This is a genomic window from Streptomyces sp. Ncost-T10-10d (assembly GCF_900091955.1).
Classification (GTDB): domain Bacteria; phylum Actinomycetota; class Actinomycetes; order Streptomycetales; family Streptomycetaceae; genus Streptomyces.
Genome location: NZ_FMDF01000044.1, coordinates 47,471 through 63,740 on the forward strand (window position 1 = coordinate 47,471; position 16,270 = coordinate 63,740).

General features: G+C 70.9%; 12 protein-coding genes and 3 pseudogenes. 11 read left to right on the forward strand and 4 right to left on the reverse strand.

Annotated features, from left to right (window positions below):
- Nucleotides 1-39: 39 nt before the first annotated feature.
- The 4 genes and pseudogenes from GA0115254_RS45615 to GA0115254_RS05170 form a co-directional block, all read left to right on the forward strand.
- Nucleotides 40-174: pseudogene (locus GA0115254_RS45615) on the forward strand (acyl-CoA dehydrogenase family protein); the annotation flags it as partial.
- Nucleotides 175-217: 43 nt separating this feature from the next.
- Nucleotides 218-433, forward strand: a pseudogene (locus tag GA0115254_RS44225) (acyl-CoA dehydrogenase family protein); the annotation flags it as partial.
- A 60-nt stretch (nt 434-493) separates the two neighbouring features.
- Nucleotides 494-784, forward strand: coding sequence for a YiaA/YiaB family inner membrane protein (locus tag GA0115254_RS05165; protein ID WP_176739988.1), 291 nt, complete (start codon nt 494-496; stop codon nt 782-784).
- An 82-nt stretch (nt 785-866) separates the two neighbouring features.
- Nucleotides 867-1,490 (forward strand): TetR/AcrR family transcriptional regulator, encoded by a 624-nt coding sequence (locus GA0115254_RS05170; RefSeq protein WP_093894171.1) that lies wholly within the window; start codon nt 867-869, stop codon nt 1,488-1,490.
- An 18-nt stretch (nt 1,491-1,508) separates the two neighbouring features.
- Here GA0115254_RS05170 and GA0115254_RS05175 read toward each other — a convergent pair whose 3' ends face one another.
- Complete coding sequence (locus tag GA0115254_RS05175; RefSeq protein WP_093894087.1) at nt 1,509-1,970, reverse strand: MaoC family dehydratase; 462 nt, start codon at nt 1,968-1,970, stop codon at nt 1,509-1,511.
- Nucleotides 1,971-2,104: 134 nt separating this feature from the next.
- Here GA0115254_RS05175 and soxR point away from each other — a divergent pair, with 134 nt between their 5' ends.
- Nucleotides 2,105-2,578 (forward strand): redox-sensitive transcriptional activator SoxR, encoded by a 474-nt coding sequence (soxR, locus tag GA0115254_RS05180; RefSeq protein ID WP_093894088.1) that lies wholly within the window; start codon nt 2,105-2,107, stop codon nt 2,576-2,578.
- 57 nt (nt 2,579-2,635) lie between these two features.
- Here soxR and GA0115254_RS05185 read toward each other — a convergent pair whose 3' ends face one another.
- On the reverse strand, nt 2,636-3,247 hold the full coding sequence (locus tag GA0115254_RS05185; protein ID WP_093894089.1) for a hypothetical protein: 612 nt from the start codon (nt 3,245-3,247) through the stop codon (nt 2,636-2,638).
- Between the two features lie 227 nt (nt 3,248-3,474).
- Between GA0115254_RS05185 and GA0115254_RS05190 the strand changes: the two genes are divergently transcribed.
- Entirely contained in the window at nt 3,475-6,303 is a 2,829-nt protein-coding gene (locus GA0115254_RS05190; protein WP_093894090.1) for a penicillin acylase family protein, read from the forward strand.
- 82 nt (nt 6,304-6,385) lie between these two features.
- Here GA0115254_RS05190 and GA0115254_RS05195 read toward each other — a convergent pair.
- Nucleotides 6,386-7,650, reverse strand: a pseudogene (locus tag GA0115254_RS05195) (exo-beta-N-acetylmuramidase NamZ domain-containing protein).
- 184 nt (nt 7,651-7,834) lie between these two features.
- On the opposite strand from GA0115254_RS05195, the gene GA0115254_RS05200 reads away from it, so the two are divergent.
- Genes GA0115254_RS05200 through GA0115254_RS05210 form a run of 3 tightly spaced genes read left to right on the forward strand, consistent with a single transcriptional unit; the run spans nt 7,835 to nt 10,902 of the window.
- Complete coding sequence (locus tag GA0115254_RS05200) at nt 7,835-8,599, forward strand: SDR family oxidoreductase (RefSeq protein ID WP_093894091.1); 765 nt, start codon at nt 7,835-7,837, stop codon at nt 8,597-8,599.
- The gene (locus GA0115254_RS05205) at nt 8,596-10,254 is read left to right on the forward strand and encodes a class I adenylate-forming enzyme family protein (RefSeq protein ID WP_093894092.1); all 1,659 of its coding nucleotides are present in this window, start codon (nt 8,596-8,598) and stop codon (nt 10,252-10,254) included. Before GA0115254_RS05200 ends, GA0115254_RS05205 begins: the two co-directional genes overlap by 4 nt.
- A gap of 54 nt (nt 10,255-10,308) precedes the next feature.
- Entirely contained in the window at nt 10,309-10,902 is a 594-nt protein-coding gene (locus GA0115254_RS05210) for a TetR/AcrR family transcriptional regulator (RefSeq protein WP_093894093.1), read from the forward strand.
- A gap of 129 nt (nt 10,903-11,031) precedes the next feature.
- On the opposite strand, the gene GA0115254_RS45620 is transcribed toward GA0115254_RS05210, so the two are convergent.
- The gene (locus tag GA0115254_RS45620) at nt 11,032-11,316 is read right to left on the reverse strand and encodes a LysR family transcriptional regulator (protein ID WP_370740830.1); all 285 of its coding nucleotides are present in this window, start codon (nt 11,314-11,316) and stop codon (nt 11,032-11,034) included.
- Between the two features lie 70 nt (nt 11,317-11,386).
- Between GA0115254_RS45620 and GA0115254_RS44230 the strand changes: the two genes are divergently transcribed.
- Nucleotides 11,387-11,551: a hypothetical protein gene (locus tag GA0115254_RS44230; protein ID WP_176739989.1), complete on the forward strand. Its 165-nt coding sequence runs from the start codon at nt 11,387-11,389 to the stop codon at nt 11,549-11,551.
- Between the two features lie 52 nt (nt 11,552-11,603).
- A complete protein-coding gene (locus GA0115254_RS05220; protein ID WP_093894094.1) occupies nt 11,604-16,214 on the forward strand; it encodes a HEAT repeat domain-containing protein in 4,611 nt (1,536 codons plus the stop codon).
- Nucleotides 16,215-16,270: the final 56 nt, after the last annotated feature.

Consider the following 16,270-nt stretch of genomic DNA (forward strand, 5'->3'; position numbering starts at 1 on the left):
CAAAACTAGCAGTGCTAATTAAATGTGGGAAGTCGAAGGATGAACCGGGAGCTCAGCGAGGAGCAGGAAGCCGTCCGGCAGCTCGCCAAGGACTTCGTCGCCCGCGAGATCGCACCCCGTGCCGTGGAGTGGGACCGGGCCGAGAACGTCGACAAGTCGATTGTGAAGAAACTGGGCTCCGTCGGCTTCCTCGGCCTCGCCGTCCCCGAGGAGTGCGGCGGCTCGGGCGGCGACCAACGCCGCCAACAACGCCCTCCAGGTCTTCGGCGGCTACGGCTGCATCGACGAGTACCCGGTCGGCAAGCTGCTGCGCGACGCCCGTGTGATGACGCTGTACGAGGGCACCAGCCGGATCCAGAAGCTCATCATCGGCCGCGCGCTGACGGGGGTCTCCGCCTCTGACCCCTTCGCGACCGCTCGAACGGGAGTCTGAGTACCGGGCTGAGTACGGGGACGGATGTGGCACACACCACGTCGGCCGATGCTGGGCGGCATGAGTGACACAGCATCGGTCAAGCAGCAGAGCACCGCGGCCTTCTACGGCCAGGCCGTCGCGTCCTTCGGGGTGGCGATGACCGCGATGACCCTCGGTATCTACTTCCTGGACGCGGACGCCTGGGTCCGCGGATTCCTCGCGATCGGCGTCCTCTATCTCGTCACCTCCTGCTTCACCCTGGCCAAGGTCATCCGTGACCGTCAGGAAGCGGGACAGATCGTCAGCCGGGTCGACCAGGCCCGCCTGGAGAAGATCCTCGCCGAGCACGACCCCTTCCAGAAGCCCTGACGATCCCGCCAGGACGGACCCTAAGCGCTTGCTCAGGTTCGGGGTATGGTGTTCGTCCTGCTGACGAGAGGGGCGAGTGACGATGAGCACGGCGGAGGAGACCGACGGCGACAGTGCGCCGTGGGCCGAAGTGACGCCCGAGGCGGCCAGGCGGCTCCTCGTCGCCGCCGTCGAAGCCTTCGCCGAGCGCGGGTACCACGCCACCACCACCCGCGACATCGCCGGCCGGGCGGGGATGAGCCCCGCCGCCCTCTACATCCATTACAAGACGAAGGAAGAGCTGCTCCACCGGATCAGCAGAATCGGTCACGACCGCGCCCTGTTCGTCCTGGAGGCCGCAGCCGACGGCGGGGGCACGGCAGCCGAGCGGCTGGCCGAGGCCGTACGGTCCTTCGTCCGCTGGCACGCGGAACGGCACACCACGGCCCGCGTCGTCCAGTACGAACTCGACGCCCTCGGTGAGGAGCACCGCACCGAGATCGTCGAGCTGCGCCGCAAGAGCGACGCGGTGGTGCGCCGGATCATCAGTGACGGCGTGCGGGCCGGGGAATTCGATGTCCCCGACATCCCGGGCACCACGCTCGCGGTGCTCTCGCTCTGCATCGATGTGGCGCGCTGGTTCAACGCGCAGGGCAGCCGGACGCCGGACGAGGTCGGCGAGCTGTACGCCGACCTCGTGCTGCGCATGGTCGCTGTCAAGCGGTAGCGGTGGCGGGCCGCGTCGTCAGAAGTAGTAGCGCGACACCGACTCGGCCACGCACACCGGCTTGTCGCCGCCCTCGCGCTCGACCGTGACGAGGGCGGTGACCTGTACGCCGCCCCCGGCCTCCTCGACGCTCTTCAGGACGGCCGTCGCGCGCAGGCGAGAGCCCACGGGCACGGTGGACGGGAAGCGGACCTTGTTCGTCCCGTAGTTGATGCCCATCTTCATGCCCTCGACCCGCATGATCTGGGGCACGAGGGCCGGCAGCAGCGAGAGCGTGAGGTAGCCGTGCGCGATCGTCGTACCGAACGGCCCGGCCGCGGCCCGCTCCGGGTCCACATGGATCCACTGGTGGTCACCGGTGGCCTCGGCGAAGAGGTCGATCCTCTTCTGCTCGATCTCCAGCCACTCGCTGTGACCCAGCTGCTCGCCCACCCCGTCGCGCAGCTCCTGCGCGGACGTGAAGATCTTCGGCTCTGCCATGTCCCCGGTCCCTGCCCTTCCAGCTCTCGGCCATCCGGCGTCACACGCCTGTCTAAGCGCTTGCTCAGCATGGTTGGCGGGTGCGTTCCTGTCAACGACGGGCCGGCCGGGGGTGGACAAGTAGGGTTGGAGGGGTGCCCCAGATCCCACAGACGCTCCACGAACTCACGGTCGGCCAGCTCTCCGCACGCAGCGGCGCCGCTGTTTCTGCCCTGCACTTCTACGAGGCCAAGGGCCTGATCAGCAGCCGCCGCACCAGCGGTAATCAGCGTCGCTACACCAGGGACGCGCTGCGCCGGGTCGCGTTCGTCCGCGCGGCGCAGCGGGTCGGAATCCCGCTCGCCACCATCCGGGAAGCTCTCGCCGAACTCCCGGAGGAGCGCACCCCGAACCGTGACGACTGGGCGCGGCTCTCCGCGGCGTGGCGCTCCGAACTGGATGAGCGCATCGCGCAGTTGGGCCGGCTGCGGGACCATCTCACCGACTGCATCGGCTGCGGCTGTCTGTCGCTGGAGAACTGTGTGCTCTCCAATCCGGACGACATCTCCGGTCAGCGGATCAGCGGCTCGCGCCTGATGCCGGAGCGCCGGTCGGCCGACTGTCCGTAGAAGTGGGGCCCGGCGGCCCAGGTGCCTGGCGGGCGCGCCGGGCGCTCTCGCTGTCCGTCACGCCGCCGACGCCAGATCCCGGCGCCGTGCGCTCCGGGCCTTCGCCAGTGTTCTCGGTGTGAGCACCGGCTGCGGCACCACGATCCCGCACCCCGTGCACACCGGCCCCGACCACGGCTCGCACTCCAGATCCGGCCGCCAGACGATCTCGGCGCCCGCGCACACCGGGCAGGACGTGCCCGGTTCCGACTCCAGCGCGGCGATCAGTCGGCCGAGAACCTCGGCGAGCGGCGCCGAGGGGTGAACCGTCGGGTCCTCGCAGCGGGCGACGCCGTGGCCGCCCCAGGTGCGCCGGTGCCAGTCGTCGAACGCGCCGGGCCTGCGCAGTCCGTCATGCTTCTCCCGCCTGCGGCGCTCGGCGAACCCCGCCTCGTATCCGAGCCAGACGGCCCTCGCCGCCTCCAGTTCGTCCAGTGCGCGCATCAGTCGCACCGGATCGGGGGATCGGTCCTCGGGCTCGATCCCGTGCCGGGCGCACAGATGATCCCAGGTCGCCCGATGCCCGTAAGGGGCGAACCTCTCCAGGCACTTGCGCAGCGAATACCGCCGCAGCGCCAGGTCGCCCCGCGGATCGCGGACCTGTCTCGCAAGACTCCGGAATCCGGCCACTGCACTGCCACCTCCGTCGCTCGTACTTCGGCGTCAAGGAATGGACGTACGGCTGCCCGGATCGGATCCATCGAAAGAGGCTGACGTCCGGAATGTGAGATGACTCATCGTCATGAGGGCTGTGCACGGAGACATGTGACGATTCGGAAAAGGTGACTGTTGTTCACCTTACCGACGGGTCATACCGCCAGTAACCTCCGGCGCATCGGCCTCTCGGAGGAGCACGCATGCCCCCACGCACTGTCAAGTTCAGGGCCGCCACCGTCGTGGCGGTTCTCGCACTCGGCACCACCCTGCTGGCGGCCTCGCCGCAGTCCGGCGCCGCGGCAGCCGAACCCGCACCCGTCACCGACTACTGCCGGCGGCAGTGCGACGACATCCTGCCGCCCGGCGAGAACGGCAACGCCACACTCGTCGACATCCTCGGCAACAAGGCGTTCGGTACGCACCCCGCCCACAGCGACGACCAACTCGACCGCTACAACGGCCTGGTGGCCGGGCACACCGGTCTCACCGACCAGAAGCTGACCGACTTCTTCAACGACGCCTCGTTCGGTGTCCCCGAGGGCCAGGTCGAGTCCGTCACCTCGCCGCGCGACGACGTCACGATCACCCGTGACAAGGCGTCCGGCGTCCCGCACATCAAGGGCACCACCCGTTACGGCACCGAGTTCGGCGCCGGATTCGCGGCCGGGCAGGACCGGCTCTGGCTGATGGACCTCTTCCGGCACATCGGGCGCGGCGAACTGACCTCGTTCGCCGGTGGCGCGCCGGCCAACCAGGGCCTGGAGCAGCAGTTCTGGCCGCAGGCCCCGTACACCGAGGCCGATCTCGAAGCGCAGGTCGAGTACATCAGGACCCACGAGGGTGCCCGCGGCGAACAGGCCATGACGGACGCCCAGGCGTACGTCGACGGCATCAACGCGTATCGCGAGAAGTCCAAGAAGGGCCGCTACTTCCCCGGTGAGTACGTCCTCACCGGCAAGATCGACGCCATTACCAACATCGGGGAGATCCGCCCGTTCGAGCTGACCGACCTGATATCGATCGCCTCCGTGGTCGGCGGTCAGTTCGGTGGCGGTGGCGGCGGCGAGGTGCAGGCGGCGCTCTCGCTGCTGTCCGCCCAGCAGAAGTACGGCGTCGCCGAGGGCACCAGGGTCTGGGAGTCGTTCCGGCAGCGCGAGGACCCCGAGGCCGTGCTGACGATCCACGACGGTACGTCGTTCCCGTACGCCGGCAAGCCCGCCACGGCGCGCGGCACCGCGCTGCCCGACGCCGGTTCCGTCACCGCCGAACCTCTCATCCACGACCGCACCGGCTCCGCGGGCACCGACAAGAAGGCCCCGGTCAAGGCCCCGGCCCCCCTCAAGAAGGCCCAGGGCATCTACGACGACGGTGTGATCCCCGAGGGCTCGCTGCCCGGTTCCGGCGCCGGCGCCCAGAAGCGCGGCATGTCCAACGCCCTGCTGGTCTCCGGCAAGAACACCGCGAGCGGAAACCCGATCGCCGTCTTCGGACCCCAGACCGGCTACTTCGCCCCGCAGCTGATGATGCTCCAGGAGCTCCAGGGCCCCGGCATCAGCGCCCGAGGTGTCTCCTTCGCCGGTGTCGGCATGTACATCCAGATGGGCCGCGGACAGGACTACGCCTGGAGCGCCACCTCGGCCGGCCAGGACATCACCGACACCTACGCCATCGATCTGTGCGAGACCGACGGCTCCACGCCCACCAAGGACTCCACGCACTACCTCTACCGCGGCACGTGCACCGCCATGGAGACCCTGGAGCGCACCAACTCCTGGAAGCCGACCGTCGCCGACTCCACGGCGAAGGGCTCCTACCGGATGCAGGTCCGGCGCACCCAATACGGCATCGTCACCCACCGCGCCACCGTGGGCGGAAAGCCCGTCGCCTACACCTCGCTGCGTACCACCTACCGTCACGAAGCCGACTCGATCATCGGCTTCCAGATGCTCAACGACCCGGCGTACGTCAAGGACGCCGCCTCGTTCCAGCGGGCGGCGAGCCATATCGACTACGCGTTCAACTGGTTCTACGCCGACTCCCGCACCGCCGCGTACTACAACAGCGGCATGAACCCGGTGCGTGCCGCGGGCGTCGACCCGGCGCTGCCCGTGAAGGCGGTGCAGGCCTACGAATGGAAGGGGTACGACCCGGCCACCAACACCGCCGCGTACACCCCGTTCGCCGAGCACCCGCACTCCAGCGGCCAAGACTACTACGTCTCCTGGAACAACAAGCAGGCAGAGGGGTACGCCTCCGCGGGCTTCGGCCTCAGCGCCGTGCACCGGGCCGATCTGCTGGACGACCGGGTGGCGGAGCTGGTCGAGGAGGGCGGCGTGACCCGCGCGTCCCTCACCCGGGCGATGGCCGAGGCCGCCGTCACCGATCTGCGCGGCGAGCAGCTGCTGCCCGAACTGCTGAAGGTGATCCGCTCCCGGCCGGTCACCGATCCGGAACTTAACGGCGTCGTACAGCAGTTGGAGTCCTGGCGGGCGGCAGGTTCGCAGCGCAGGGAGAGCAGCCCCGGATCGCATGCGTACACCTACGCCGACGCGGTACGGATCATGGACGCATGGTGGCCGAAGCTGGTCGAGGCCGAGTTCAAGCCGGGTCTCGGCGAGGGCCTGTACGGGGCGCTGACCGCGAACCTCGCCACCGACGAGTCCCCGGCGGCCAGCCACGGGCCGAGCGGGGCGCACAGTGGTTCGGCGTTCCAGTACGGCTGGTGGGGCTTCGTGGACAAGGACCTGCGCCGGGTCCTGGGGCAGCCGGTCAAGGGTCCGCTGGCCAAGGCGTACTGCGGGAACGGTGATCTGGCCGGTTGCCGTGACGCGCTGCTGACGTCCCTGAAGGCGGCTGCGGCGGAGCCGGCCGCGGAGGTCTACCCGGGTGACGACAGCTGCAAGGCCGGCGAGCAGTGGTGCACGGACTCGATCGTCCACCGCCCGCTCGGCGGGATCGCCCAGAAGTCCATCCACTGGCAGAACCGCCCGACGTTCCAGCAGGTGGTGGAGTTCCCCGCCCATCGGTAGGGCGATTTTTGTTCCGTCCGGCGTTCGAGGACGGAACCGGTGCGCCGGGCGGGCCCGAATCCTCGGGCCCGCCCGGCCCGTCTCACCGGTACTGGAGATACCTCTTCCGCACGGCCCGGAACGCGGCGAGATCCTCCGCCCACGCCCCCACCACCTCATCGGTGTCCGCCCCCGCGTCGATCAGCGTGCGGACCCGCGTGTTGCCGGTGAGCTTGTCGATCCAGTTGTCGGAGCGCCACGCGAACCCGCTCCAGGTCCGCTTCGCCGTCACCAGCAGCGCGATCGCCGTGCGTACCGGGTCGAAGGCCTCGCGGTCCTGGACGTGCAGCTGCACCCCGCCGACCGTCTTCCCCTGGAACTTGGAGAACGTCGGCGCGAAGTACGCCTCGCGGAACGCGACTCCGGGCAGGTCGAGCGCGTTCGCGGCCGCCGCCCACCGGTGGTCGATGCCCTCCGCGCCGAGCAGTTCGAACGGCCGGGTGGTGCCGCGTCCCTCGGAGAGGTTCGTGCCCTCGAACAGGCAGGTCCCCGAGTACACCAGCGCCGTGTCCGGCGTCGGCATATTGGGGCTCGGCGGAACCCACGGCAGCCCGGTCGCGTCGAAGAAGTCCGAGCGCTTCCACCCCGACATCTTCACGATGCGCAGATCCACCGGCCGCCGGGCCAGGAACTCCGCGTTGAAGAGCAGCGCCAGCTCGGTGACCGTCATGCCGTGCGCCTGCGAGATCTCCCGGCGGCCCACGAACGTGGAGAACGCCGGGTCGAGCACCGGTCCGAGTGCCGCCCGCCCGGTCACCGGGTTCGGCCGGTCCAGGACGACGAACCGCTTGCCCGCGAGAGCCGCTGCCTCCATGCAGTCGTACAGCGTCCAGATGTACGTGTAGAAGCGGGCGCCCGCGTCCTGGATGTCGAACACGATCGTGTCCACGCCGGACGCGGTGAAGACATCGGCGAGCGGCTGCCCGCTCTTCAAGTACGTGTCGTAGACGGGGAGTCCGGTCGCCGGGTCGTCGTACCGCCCCTCGGAGCCGCCCGCCTGCGCGGTGCCGCGGAAGCCGTGCTCGGGTCCGAAGACCGCGACCAGGTTCACCCGCTCGTCCGGGTGCATCACATCGATGATGTGGCGCACATCGGAGGTGATCCCGGTCGGGTTGGTGACGACCCCGACCTTCTGCCCCTTCAACAGCGCGTAGCCGTCCGCGGCCAGCCGGTCGAAGCCGGTGCGGACCCGGCCGTGCCCCTTGCCGGGGGTGGGGCGGCGGTCGCGACCCCGGTACCGGCGGCCGTCGCCGCGAGGGCTCCCACCGCACCGCCGGCGGCCAGCAAACCACGTCTGGACAGGCTCATTCAGCTACCTCCATGATCGCGACGACTGTCATGGTCACGCACGCTAGCGCGCGTTCAGGCCATACGGAATGAGCCGGACGAGTCGACTGTGACAGGAGTGCCGCCCGAGCGGTGTCCAGCCCTTCCGCTGCGACATACCGACTGGTTAGTCTGCGGGATAGTCGGCTGAGAGAGGCGGGACCCGATGAGTACGGTGCAGGGCGCGGGCGTAGTGGTCACAGGGGCCGGAGGCGGCATCGGAGCCGCTCTGGCCCGCAGATTCGCCGCGGAAGGCGCCAGGGTCGTCGTCAACGACCTCGACGAGGCCCGGATCAAACCGCTCGCCGAGGAGATCGGCGGCACCGCCGTGACCGGTGACGCCTCGCAGATCGTGGGCGCGGCCCGCGACGCGCTGGACGGCACCGTCGACATCTACTGCGCCAACGCGGGCCTCGCCTCGCCCGGCGACGTCTTCGCCGACGAGGAGGTCTGGGCCGCCGCCTGGGACGTCAACGTGATGGCCCATGTCCGGGCGGCGAGGGCGCTGCTGCCGGACTGGCTGGAGCGCGGCACCGGCCGCTTCGTCTCGACCGCCTCCGCAGCCGGACTGCTGACGATGATCGGCGCCGCACCGTACAGCGTCACCAAGCACGGCGTCGTCGCCTTCGCCGAATGGCTCTCGCTGACCTACCGACACCGCGGCATCAAGGTCCACGCGATCTGCCCGCAGGGCGTGCGCACAGACATGCTCACCGCCGCCGGATCGGCCGGTGAGCTCGTCCTCGCCCCCGGCGCCATCGAGCCCGAGGCGGTCGCCGACGCACTCTTCGACGCCATGGCGGAGGACCGCTTCCTGGTCCTGCCGCACCCCGAGGTCGCCGGCTTCTACCGGGCCCGCACCAAGGACACCGACCACTGGCTCGGCAGTATGAACCACCTCCAGCAGAAGTGGGAGGGGATCGGCGCATGACCGAGTCCATCTACGCGGCAAAGCCCTGGATCTCCCTGCTCAGCGAGGCCCAGCGCGCCCCCGTCGACCCGGCCGAGACCCTGGTCCACGCCTTCCGCGCCTCCGTCGCCCGCAGTCCCGGGCACCCGGCGCTCGCCTACTTCGACGGACGCCTGAGCTACCGCGAGACCGACGCGCTCTCCGACTCCGTGGCCGGCCACCTCGCCGCCGAGGGTCTGGAGCGCGGCGACCGGGTCGCGATCATGCTGCAGAACACCCCGCAGTTCGTGCTCGCGCTTCTCGGCGCCTGGAAGGCCGGTGCCACCGTCGTCCCGCTCAACCCGATGTACAAGTCCGGCGAGGTCGGCCACGTACTGAAGGACGCCGAGGTCACCGCGCTGATCTGCGCGGACCGGGCCTGGGAGGCGTATCTGCGGGACACCGCGGCCGCCGCCCCGACCGTACGGATCGCGCTCACCACCAGTGAGCTCGACCTCCAGACGCAGAGCGACGAACGCGTACTGGGCTTCGAGCGGCTGCCCGTGCCCGAGGGCGCCGACGATCTGGTCGCCGTCGCCCGGCAGGGCCTGGGGGCTCCCCAAGGGCGCGAACTCGGCTCCGCCGACGTGGCGTTGATCAGCTACACCTCCGGGACCAGCGGCACCCCCAAGGGCGCCATGAACTCCCACGGCAACGTCATGATCAACGCCGAGCGGCAGCGGACCGGGCACCCCATCGCCGAGGGCTCCTCCTACTTCGCGCTCGCCCCGCTCTTCCACATCACCGGCATGGTGTGCCAGCTGGCCGCCTGCCTCGCCAACGCCGGCACCCTCGTACTCACGTACCGCTTCCACCCGGGCGTCGTCCTCGAAGCCTTCACCGAACACCGCCCCGCCTACACCGTGGGCCCGTCGACCGCCTTCATGGCACTGGCCGCCCACCCCGGTGTCACCCCCGAGCACTTCTCCTCCTTCCAGGTGATCTCCTCCGGCGGCGCACCGCTGCCGCCCGCGCTCGTGGAGAAGTTCCGGGCGGGCTTCGGCCCGTACATCCGCAACGGCTACGGCCTCACCGAGTGCACGGCCCCCTGCGCCTCCGTACCGCCGGAGCGCGAAGCCCCCGTCGACCCGGTCTCCGGAACCCTCTCCGTAGGCGTCCCCGGCCCCGACACGGTGGTCAGGATCCTCGACGAGAACGGCAGCGAGGTGCCCTTCGGCGAGCAGGGCGAGATCGCGGTCCGCGGACCGCAGGTCGTCTCCGGCTACTGGCGGCTGCCCGAGGCCACCGCCATCGCCTTCCCGGACGGTGAACTGCGCACCGGTGACATCGGCTTCATGGACAGCGAAGGCTGGCTCTACGTGGTCGACCGCAAGAAGGACATGATCAACGCCTCCGGCTTCAAGGTCTGGCCGCGCGAGGTGGAGGACGTCCTCTACACCCATCCGGCGGTCCGGGAGGCGGCCGTCGTCGGTGTCCCCGACGCCTACCGCGGCGAGACCGTCCGTGCCTACGTCAGCCTGCGGCCGGGCGCCACGGTCGAACCCGAGGAACTGGGTGTGTACTGCAAGGAACGGCTTGCCGCGTACAAGTACCCGCGCGAGGTCGAGATCCTGGCCGAACTCCCGAAGACGGCGAGTGGGAAGATCCTCAGGCGGGAACTGCGTTTCCCTCGGTAGACCGTTTCACGCACGGCACGGATTCACGCACGGTACGGAAGGAAGGTGGCGGCAATGGCCAAGGCGACGGACGAGGACACGGCCCCCGTCCCTCAGCGGCTGCTGGCCGCCGCCACCCGGCTCTTCGCCGAGCAGGGGTACGACCGCACCTCGGTCCAGGAGATCGTCGAGGCGGCAGGCGTCACCAAGGGCGCGCTCTACCACTACTTCGGCTCCAAGGAGGACCTTCTCCAGGAGATCTACGCCCGGGTGCTCCGGCTTCAGCAGGAGCGCCTCGACGCCTTCGCCGACGCCGACGCCCCGGTGGAACAGCGGCTGCGCGACGCCGCCGCGGACGTGGTCGTCACGACCATCGAGAATCTGGACGACGCCTCGATCTTCTTCCGGTCCATGCACCACCTCAGCCCGGAGAAGAACAAGCAGGTACGGGTGGAGCGACGCCGCTACCACGAGCGCTTCCGGGCCCTGGTGGAGGAAGGACAGCGGAGCGGGGTGTTCTCCACGGCCACCCCGGCGGACCTGATCGTCGACTACCACTTCGGCTCGGTCCACCATCTGTCCACCTGGTACCGGCCCGACGGCCCGCTCAGCCAGCAGGAGGTCGCCGACCACCTGGCCGACCTGCTGCTGCGTGCCCTGCGTCCCTAGCCACCCGGGGAGCGCCGCCGGTCAGCCGGCCGAGGAGCGCCTGCACCCCAGGGTTGCGGGGCGGGGCGCCCGCCCGCGCAAGGACCACCGTCCGGCCGGCGGATGCTCGCACAGGGCAGGCCCGCTTCCTCACCGATCCGCCGCGGCACGATCGCTACGCCGATCCCGGCCCGCACGAGATCGACGAGCAGCGAGCACCGACCGGGCCGACGGCAGCAGCGCCGGGCCCGCCTCGGTGAGGATCACGCGCCGGCCGGTCCGGTCGAACAGCTCGGCACCCGGCTCCCGTTCGAGGTTGCGCACGGAGAGGTGCCCGGCGCGGACCGCACGATCAGCTCGGCACGGGAGGCGGCGGTGAAACTGCCGTGCGTGACCACCGCCATGAAGTGGCGGAGTCGGCGTATCTCCGTCCATCCGCGGTATCGATCGCAGCCGGCTGAACCATCTGTTGGGCCGACCGTCGGTACGGGTCGAAGCTGGATGTATGACTCACATCCAGCCATCCGTACACGTTCCCGCACTCTGGGCCACGGCATACGGCCCGCGCCACACACCGGCCGTCCGCCTCGTCGCCCGGTGCCTGTTGCGTGTGAGGGCCTTCGCCCGCGACCTGGCGCTGGCCGATCATGTGCCGTTCGGCGGTTATTGACGGGGTCGAATCCCGTTGGTGGAGCCGGGAGCGCCCCGGTTAGCATCCGACGGTGAAGACGCCCGCCGATGAACAGTTCCACGATGCCGTACGCCGGGCCGACACCGAGCGGTTGTCCAGGCTCCTGGGCGCGCAGGACTGCCCACCGGCAGTCCTCGGACGTCTGATCCGGCACGAGGACCCCGCCCTGCGTCATATGGGACTGGTCCTGCTCGACGAGCGAGTGACAGCGGGCCGCCCGTCCGACGACGCGGAGACGGCCGAACTCGCCGGGCTGCTGCCCGTATCGCTGATGGGGCCGCCGGAGGCGGATCTCCTCCTGGCGGGGCTCTACGAGCGACTCGGTCACTGTCTCCGGGGCCGCCCCCGCCCGTCGTGGCGCACGGCCGGGCTGCCGGTACGGGTGAGGATCGCGTGGCTGCGCTCCGAACTCCTCGACGAGCCGGCGGTGATCCGTGACGAGGCCCCGGGTGAACTCCTCTACCAGGCCGTACGGGAGACGGACATCACCGCGGCCCATCGGCCGGCTCGACTTGTGGACGAGCTGGCGGACAGCGGCGACCCCGTGCTGCAGGCCGAGGCGCTGCGGCTCGCGCGGCAGGGGCTGCACGCCGGACTGCTGGCTCCCGTGCTGGTCCGCGAAGACCTGATCGGCCTGCTCGGCGCCGACAGCGACCGGGTCGTCGCCGGCGCGCTGGGCGAACTCACCGAGCCGTGGGCGGCGATGGATCCGCTGCCGCAGGGGTGCATCTCTCCGTTTCTCACCGCCGGTTCGGCGGGGGACAGGCCCGCGGTGGCCGATGCTGCCCTCGCGACTGCCGCCCGCCACGGCCACAAGGACCTGCTGCGGCAGATCATCGACGATCCGGATCGTCCGCCGGGCCTACGCCGACAGGGAATGGAACTGCTCGGCGATCTGGCGGACCGCGACGACATCGGCGAAGTCACGGCCGTCGCCGCACGCGATCCGCTGCTGTTCGGCGGGCCGACGGTGACGTGCCTGCGCGGTCTCCACCGGCGCGGGCACTTCGTGGACGGTCCGGAGGTTCCGGCTGTGATCGGCCTGGCCCTGGCCGATCACTCGATTCCGCCCCGTGAGATCGCGACGATCCTGTTCACCTCCCGGAAGGAGGCATTCCGGGTATTGACGGAGGTGGCCGCCGATGATCCGAGCAGCCCGCGACGGCTCGCTCTGCTGGTGGCCCTGGCCGGGCAGGGAACGGGCGGGCTTCCGATCGGGGACGCGATCGCACGCGTACTTCCTTCGGCGTCCGCCCCCGGTCCGTTCCTCGACGCGATCCGTGAGCTGCGCCATGCGGATGCCGAAGACGCCGTGATCGCTCTGCTGCCCTCGGCGCCCGCCGAGGCCCTGGACGCGCTGGAGGCCATCGGCGGGCAGCGGACGGTACTGGCCGTGCGAGAAGGGCTGGGCCTGGCCGGTGATGCGATCGCGCCCCACCTGTACGCCGTACGGGGCCGCGCCCTCGAACTGCTGTGGCAGCTGACCCGCGATCCGGCGGACCGCCGCGCCCTCCTCGTACGGCTGGATCCCGTCGACCTGCCGGCCCGCATCGCAGCTGGCCTGGGTGGCCCGGACGAGCGGGAACTGGCCCTGCTGCGTTCCCATCTGAACCCGGACGAGCCGGCGGCGGCGCTGTGCCGTCTCGCGGCCCACGGCAACGCCGGCACACTGCCGGCCATCGCGGACCTGCTGCTGCGCATCGTGGCCGAACAGGTGGCGCCGCGGGAGCGGGAACACGGGCAGCCCGGCGGTGAGCCCGTGGTGCCCCAAGAGATCCTGGACGCCGTGCACGCCCTGGGCCGCCGTCTTTACGAGCGGGGCGCGATCCGGCCGGTCTGCCTGCTCGACACGGCAGATGCGCAAGAGGCCGGCCACGCACTCGTCGCGACCATGGCACTGGATCTGCTGGATCGGCCCGGACTGTCCGACCGTGAGCGGGCGATCCTGCTCGAACTGCTGCTCAGGGCGCCCTGGGCGGGCACCCGCGCCCGGGTGCACCGGCTGCTGCGCCACCGCGACCGGCACGTACGCAAACACGTCATCGCCCTGCTCGCCCGCGACGCCACGGGCGAGGACGCACAGGCGCTGTCGGCGACCCTGATCGCGCTGACCACCGCCCAGGACATCCAGACCGTCCGTCAGGCCCTCCTCGCACTGGGGCACGCACAGGCGCACTGGGCGTCCACCGCGATCGCCGCATGTCTCGACCATCCGAACATGAACATCAAGAAGACCGCCGCCGAGGTGCTGGTCCGCGCGGGCACACCGGCGGCGCTGCCCAAGCTGCTCTTCTGGCTCGGGCACCATGACAACCCCGGGCTGCGCGGCACGCTCGTCGCGGCCCTGCGCGCCGTCCTCGGCGACGTCTGCACGGCGACACTTCTCGCCGCCGCCGAGCACAGCCGGGACGGCCGTACCCGCGAACTGCTGCTGGCGGGCCTCGACGGCGTCCTCGGCGCCCGCTCGGTCCTCGCACTGGACGACCAGGCGTCGCCGGTGGCGGCCACCCTGCTCTCCCTGGTGGCGGACGGCCGGGTCGGTCTTGCCTCCGGGGACGTGAAGGATCTGGCGATACCGCTGGCCAGGCATGGCATCACCGCACCGGCCGTCACACAGCGGTCATCGGTGGACAGTGCGGCGGACCGTGACATCAGGTCGCTGGTGGCCGGGGGCTGGAATCCCTCGGTCGCGCTGCGCGTCGCCGAGCGGGACACGCCGCCCCACCCCGACCGGCTGAACGAGCTGCGGCCGATGCTCACGGACTGGCTCCGGCTGGCCGGCTCCCGGCCCACGTCCCGGGACACGCTGGTGCGGTTCGCGCTGCGCATCTGCCCCGCGCCCCGGGCGGCCGGGGAGCTGACGGCATTCGCCCGGTCCGCACGGGTCCTGCTCGACGTGCTCGCCGACGCCCGGGACGAGGACCGGCACGACCTGATCGCGGTACTCGAAGAGGTCGCGCCGATGCTGACGGGGGCCGGCGGACCGGCCGTCGTCGCTGCGGTACGGGCACTGCGGCCCGCACCCACGACGCCGAACCGGTCCACGCTGACGCTGCTGCGCCGCCTCGGCGCGGTGCTGGTCCGCGCCGACCTCGATCAGGCACTCGCGTCGGCCCGGCTCGGGGCCGACCCCTGGCAGGCCCGGACCGCCGTGCTGAGGGAGGCGTTCGCAGCCCCGGAGACCACCGCTGCACCCGTGCCCGCCGAGACCCGGGCATGGCGAGCGGCGCTGGACGAGGCGGTGCGCGCGCCGGACACCCTGGAGGAGTTCCGCGGACAGGACGACGGCAGGGTCGGTTCGCGGGACCGGCTGACCGCACTCATCGAGGTCCACCACAGTGCGGACCCCGGAGTCCGGGCCGCCCTGCTCGACTGGATGACGCTTCTTCAGCCCCTCGACGCACCGCCCTGGACCCTCACCGAGACCACCCGGGCCACGACGCCGCCGCCCCGGCAGGTACACATCGACGACCTCGACCAGCCCCGTTCGGCGGCCCTGAGGGAGCGCCTGCTCGACATGCTGGGGTCGACCCATGCAGGCCGCAGGGAGACCGCCGCCCTGGCGCTGGTGAAATGGCCCGAGCCCGAGGCCCGGCTGCCGGTTCTTCGCGCCTACCTCCGCGGGCACATCGACCTACCCATCGGTGCGGACCTGGCCCGTGCACTGCACACCCTCGACGAGACGGAGCTCCGGGGCGAGGACGTCCTGCGCGACAGGGTGGCTCTCGCGGCCTCGAAGCTTTCCCCGTGGACACTGGAACCACTGGTGCCGCTGTTGCTGGAGTGGTGGGAGCACGCCCCGCCCGCCGTCGGACCGGCAGTCGGCGACGCACTGCGCAACTACCCCGCCGACGCGCTCGCCAGGACCCTCGGCGACCGCCTCGACGCCGGGGCCTGGGGCTTCCTCGACCTGCTCCTCGGCCGCCGACTCCTGCGTACCCCTGCGCTGACGCGCACGTGTCGGCGGCTGCGCGCCGAAGGGCGCGACGACATGGCGGACCGGCTTCTTCTCGTCGAGGGTCCGCTGCGCGGCCCGGACGCCGCACAGCAGGACGCGGCAGCGCTGGCAGCGCTCCGTGACCGCCCCCCGGCCGCACCCGACGGAGCCTCGCACCGCCCGTCCAGGCAGGAACTGCTGGACCTGGCCCGAACCGGCGCCCCGGATCAGATCTGCGGGGCACTCACAGAACTGGCCGAGGCCCACTCGGGCCCGGACCCGGACCGGGACCCCGGACTGCGCGACCTGATCGGTGAGTTGCTGAACCATCCCCGGACCAAGGTACGCCTGCGTGCCCACCGGACCTCGCGGACGATGCTGGACCGGGGCACCTATCTGAGCCACACCATGCTCCTGCTGGACGACCCCCGGCCGGAACTGGCGCGTACGGCGGTCCGCACGCTCTGCCACGCCGGCTGGGAGCCCGCGATCCCCGCCATGACCGGACTGCTCGCACACCCGCATCCCGTCGTGCACAGGGCGGCGGCCGAGGGGCTCGTCGGGATGAGCGAGGCGGCGATCCCCGCCCTGCGCCGAGCCGCCGCCCACGCCCGTCCCGACAAACGCTCCCTCTACACGGATGTCCTCGACCGGCTCGGGAATTCGAGCCCGTCCGGCAGCATTGCGAGCCCGTCCGGCGATTGAGGACGAAACGGCAACCGGGCGGGCCCTCGCCCCCACCGGCCCCGCCCGGGTCACCG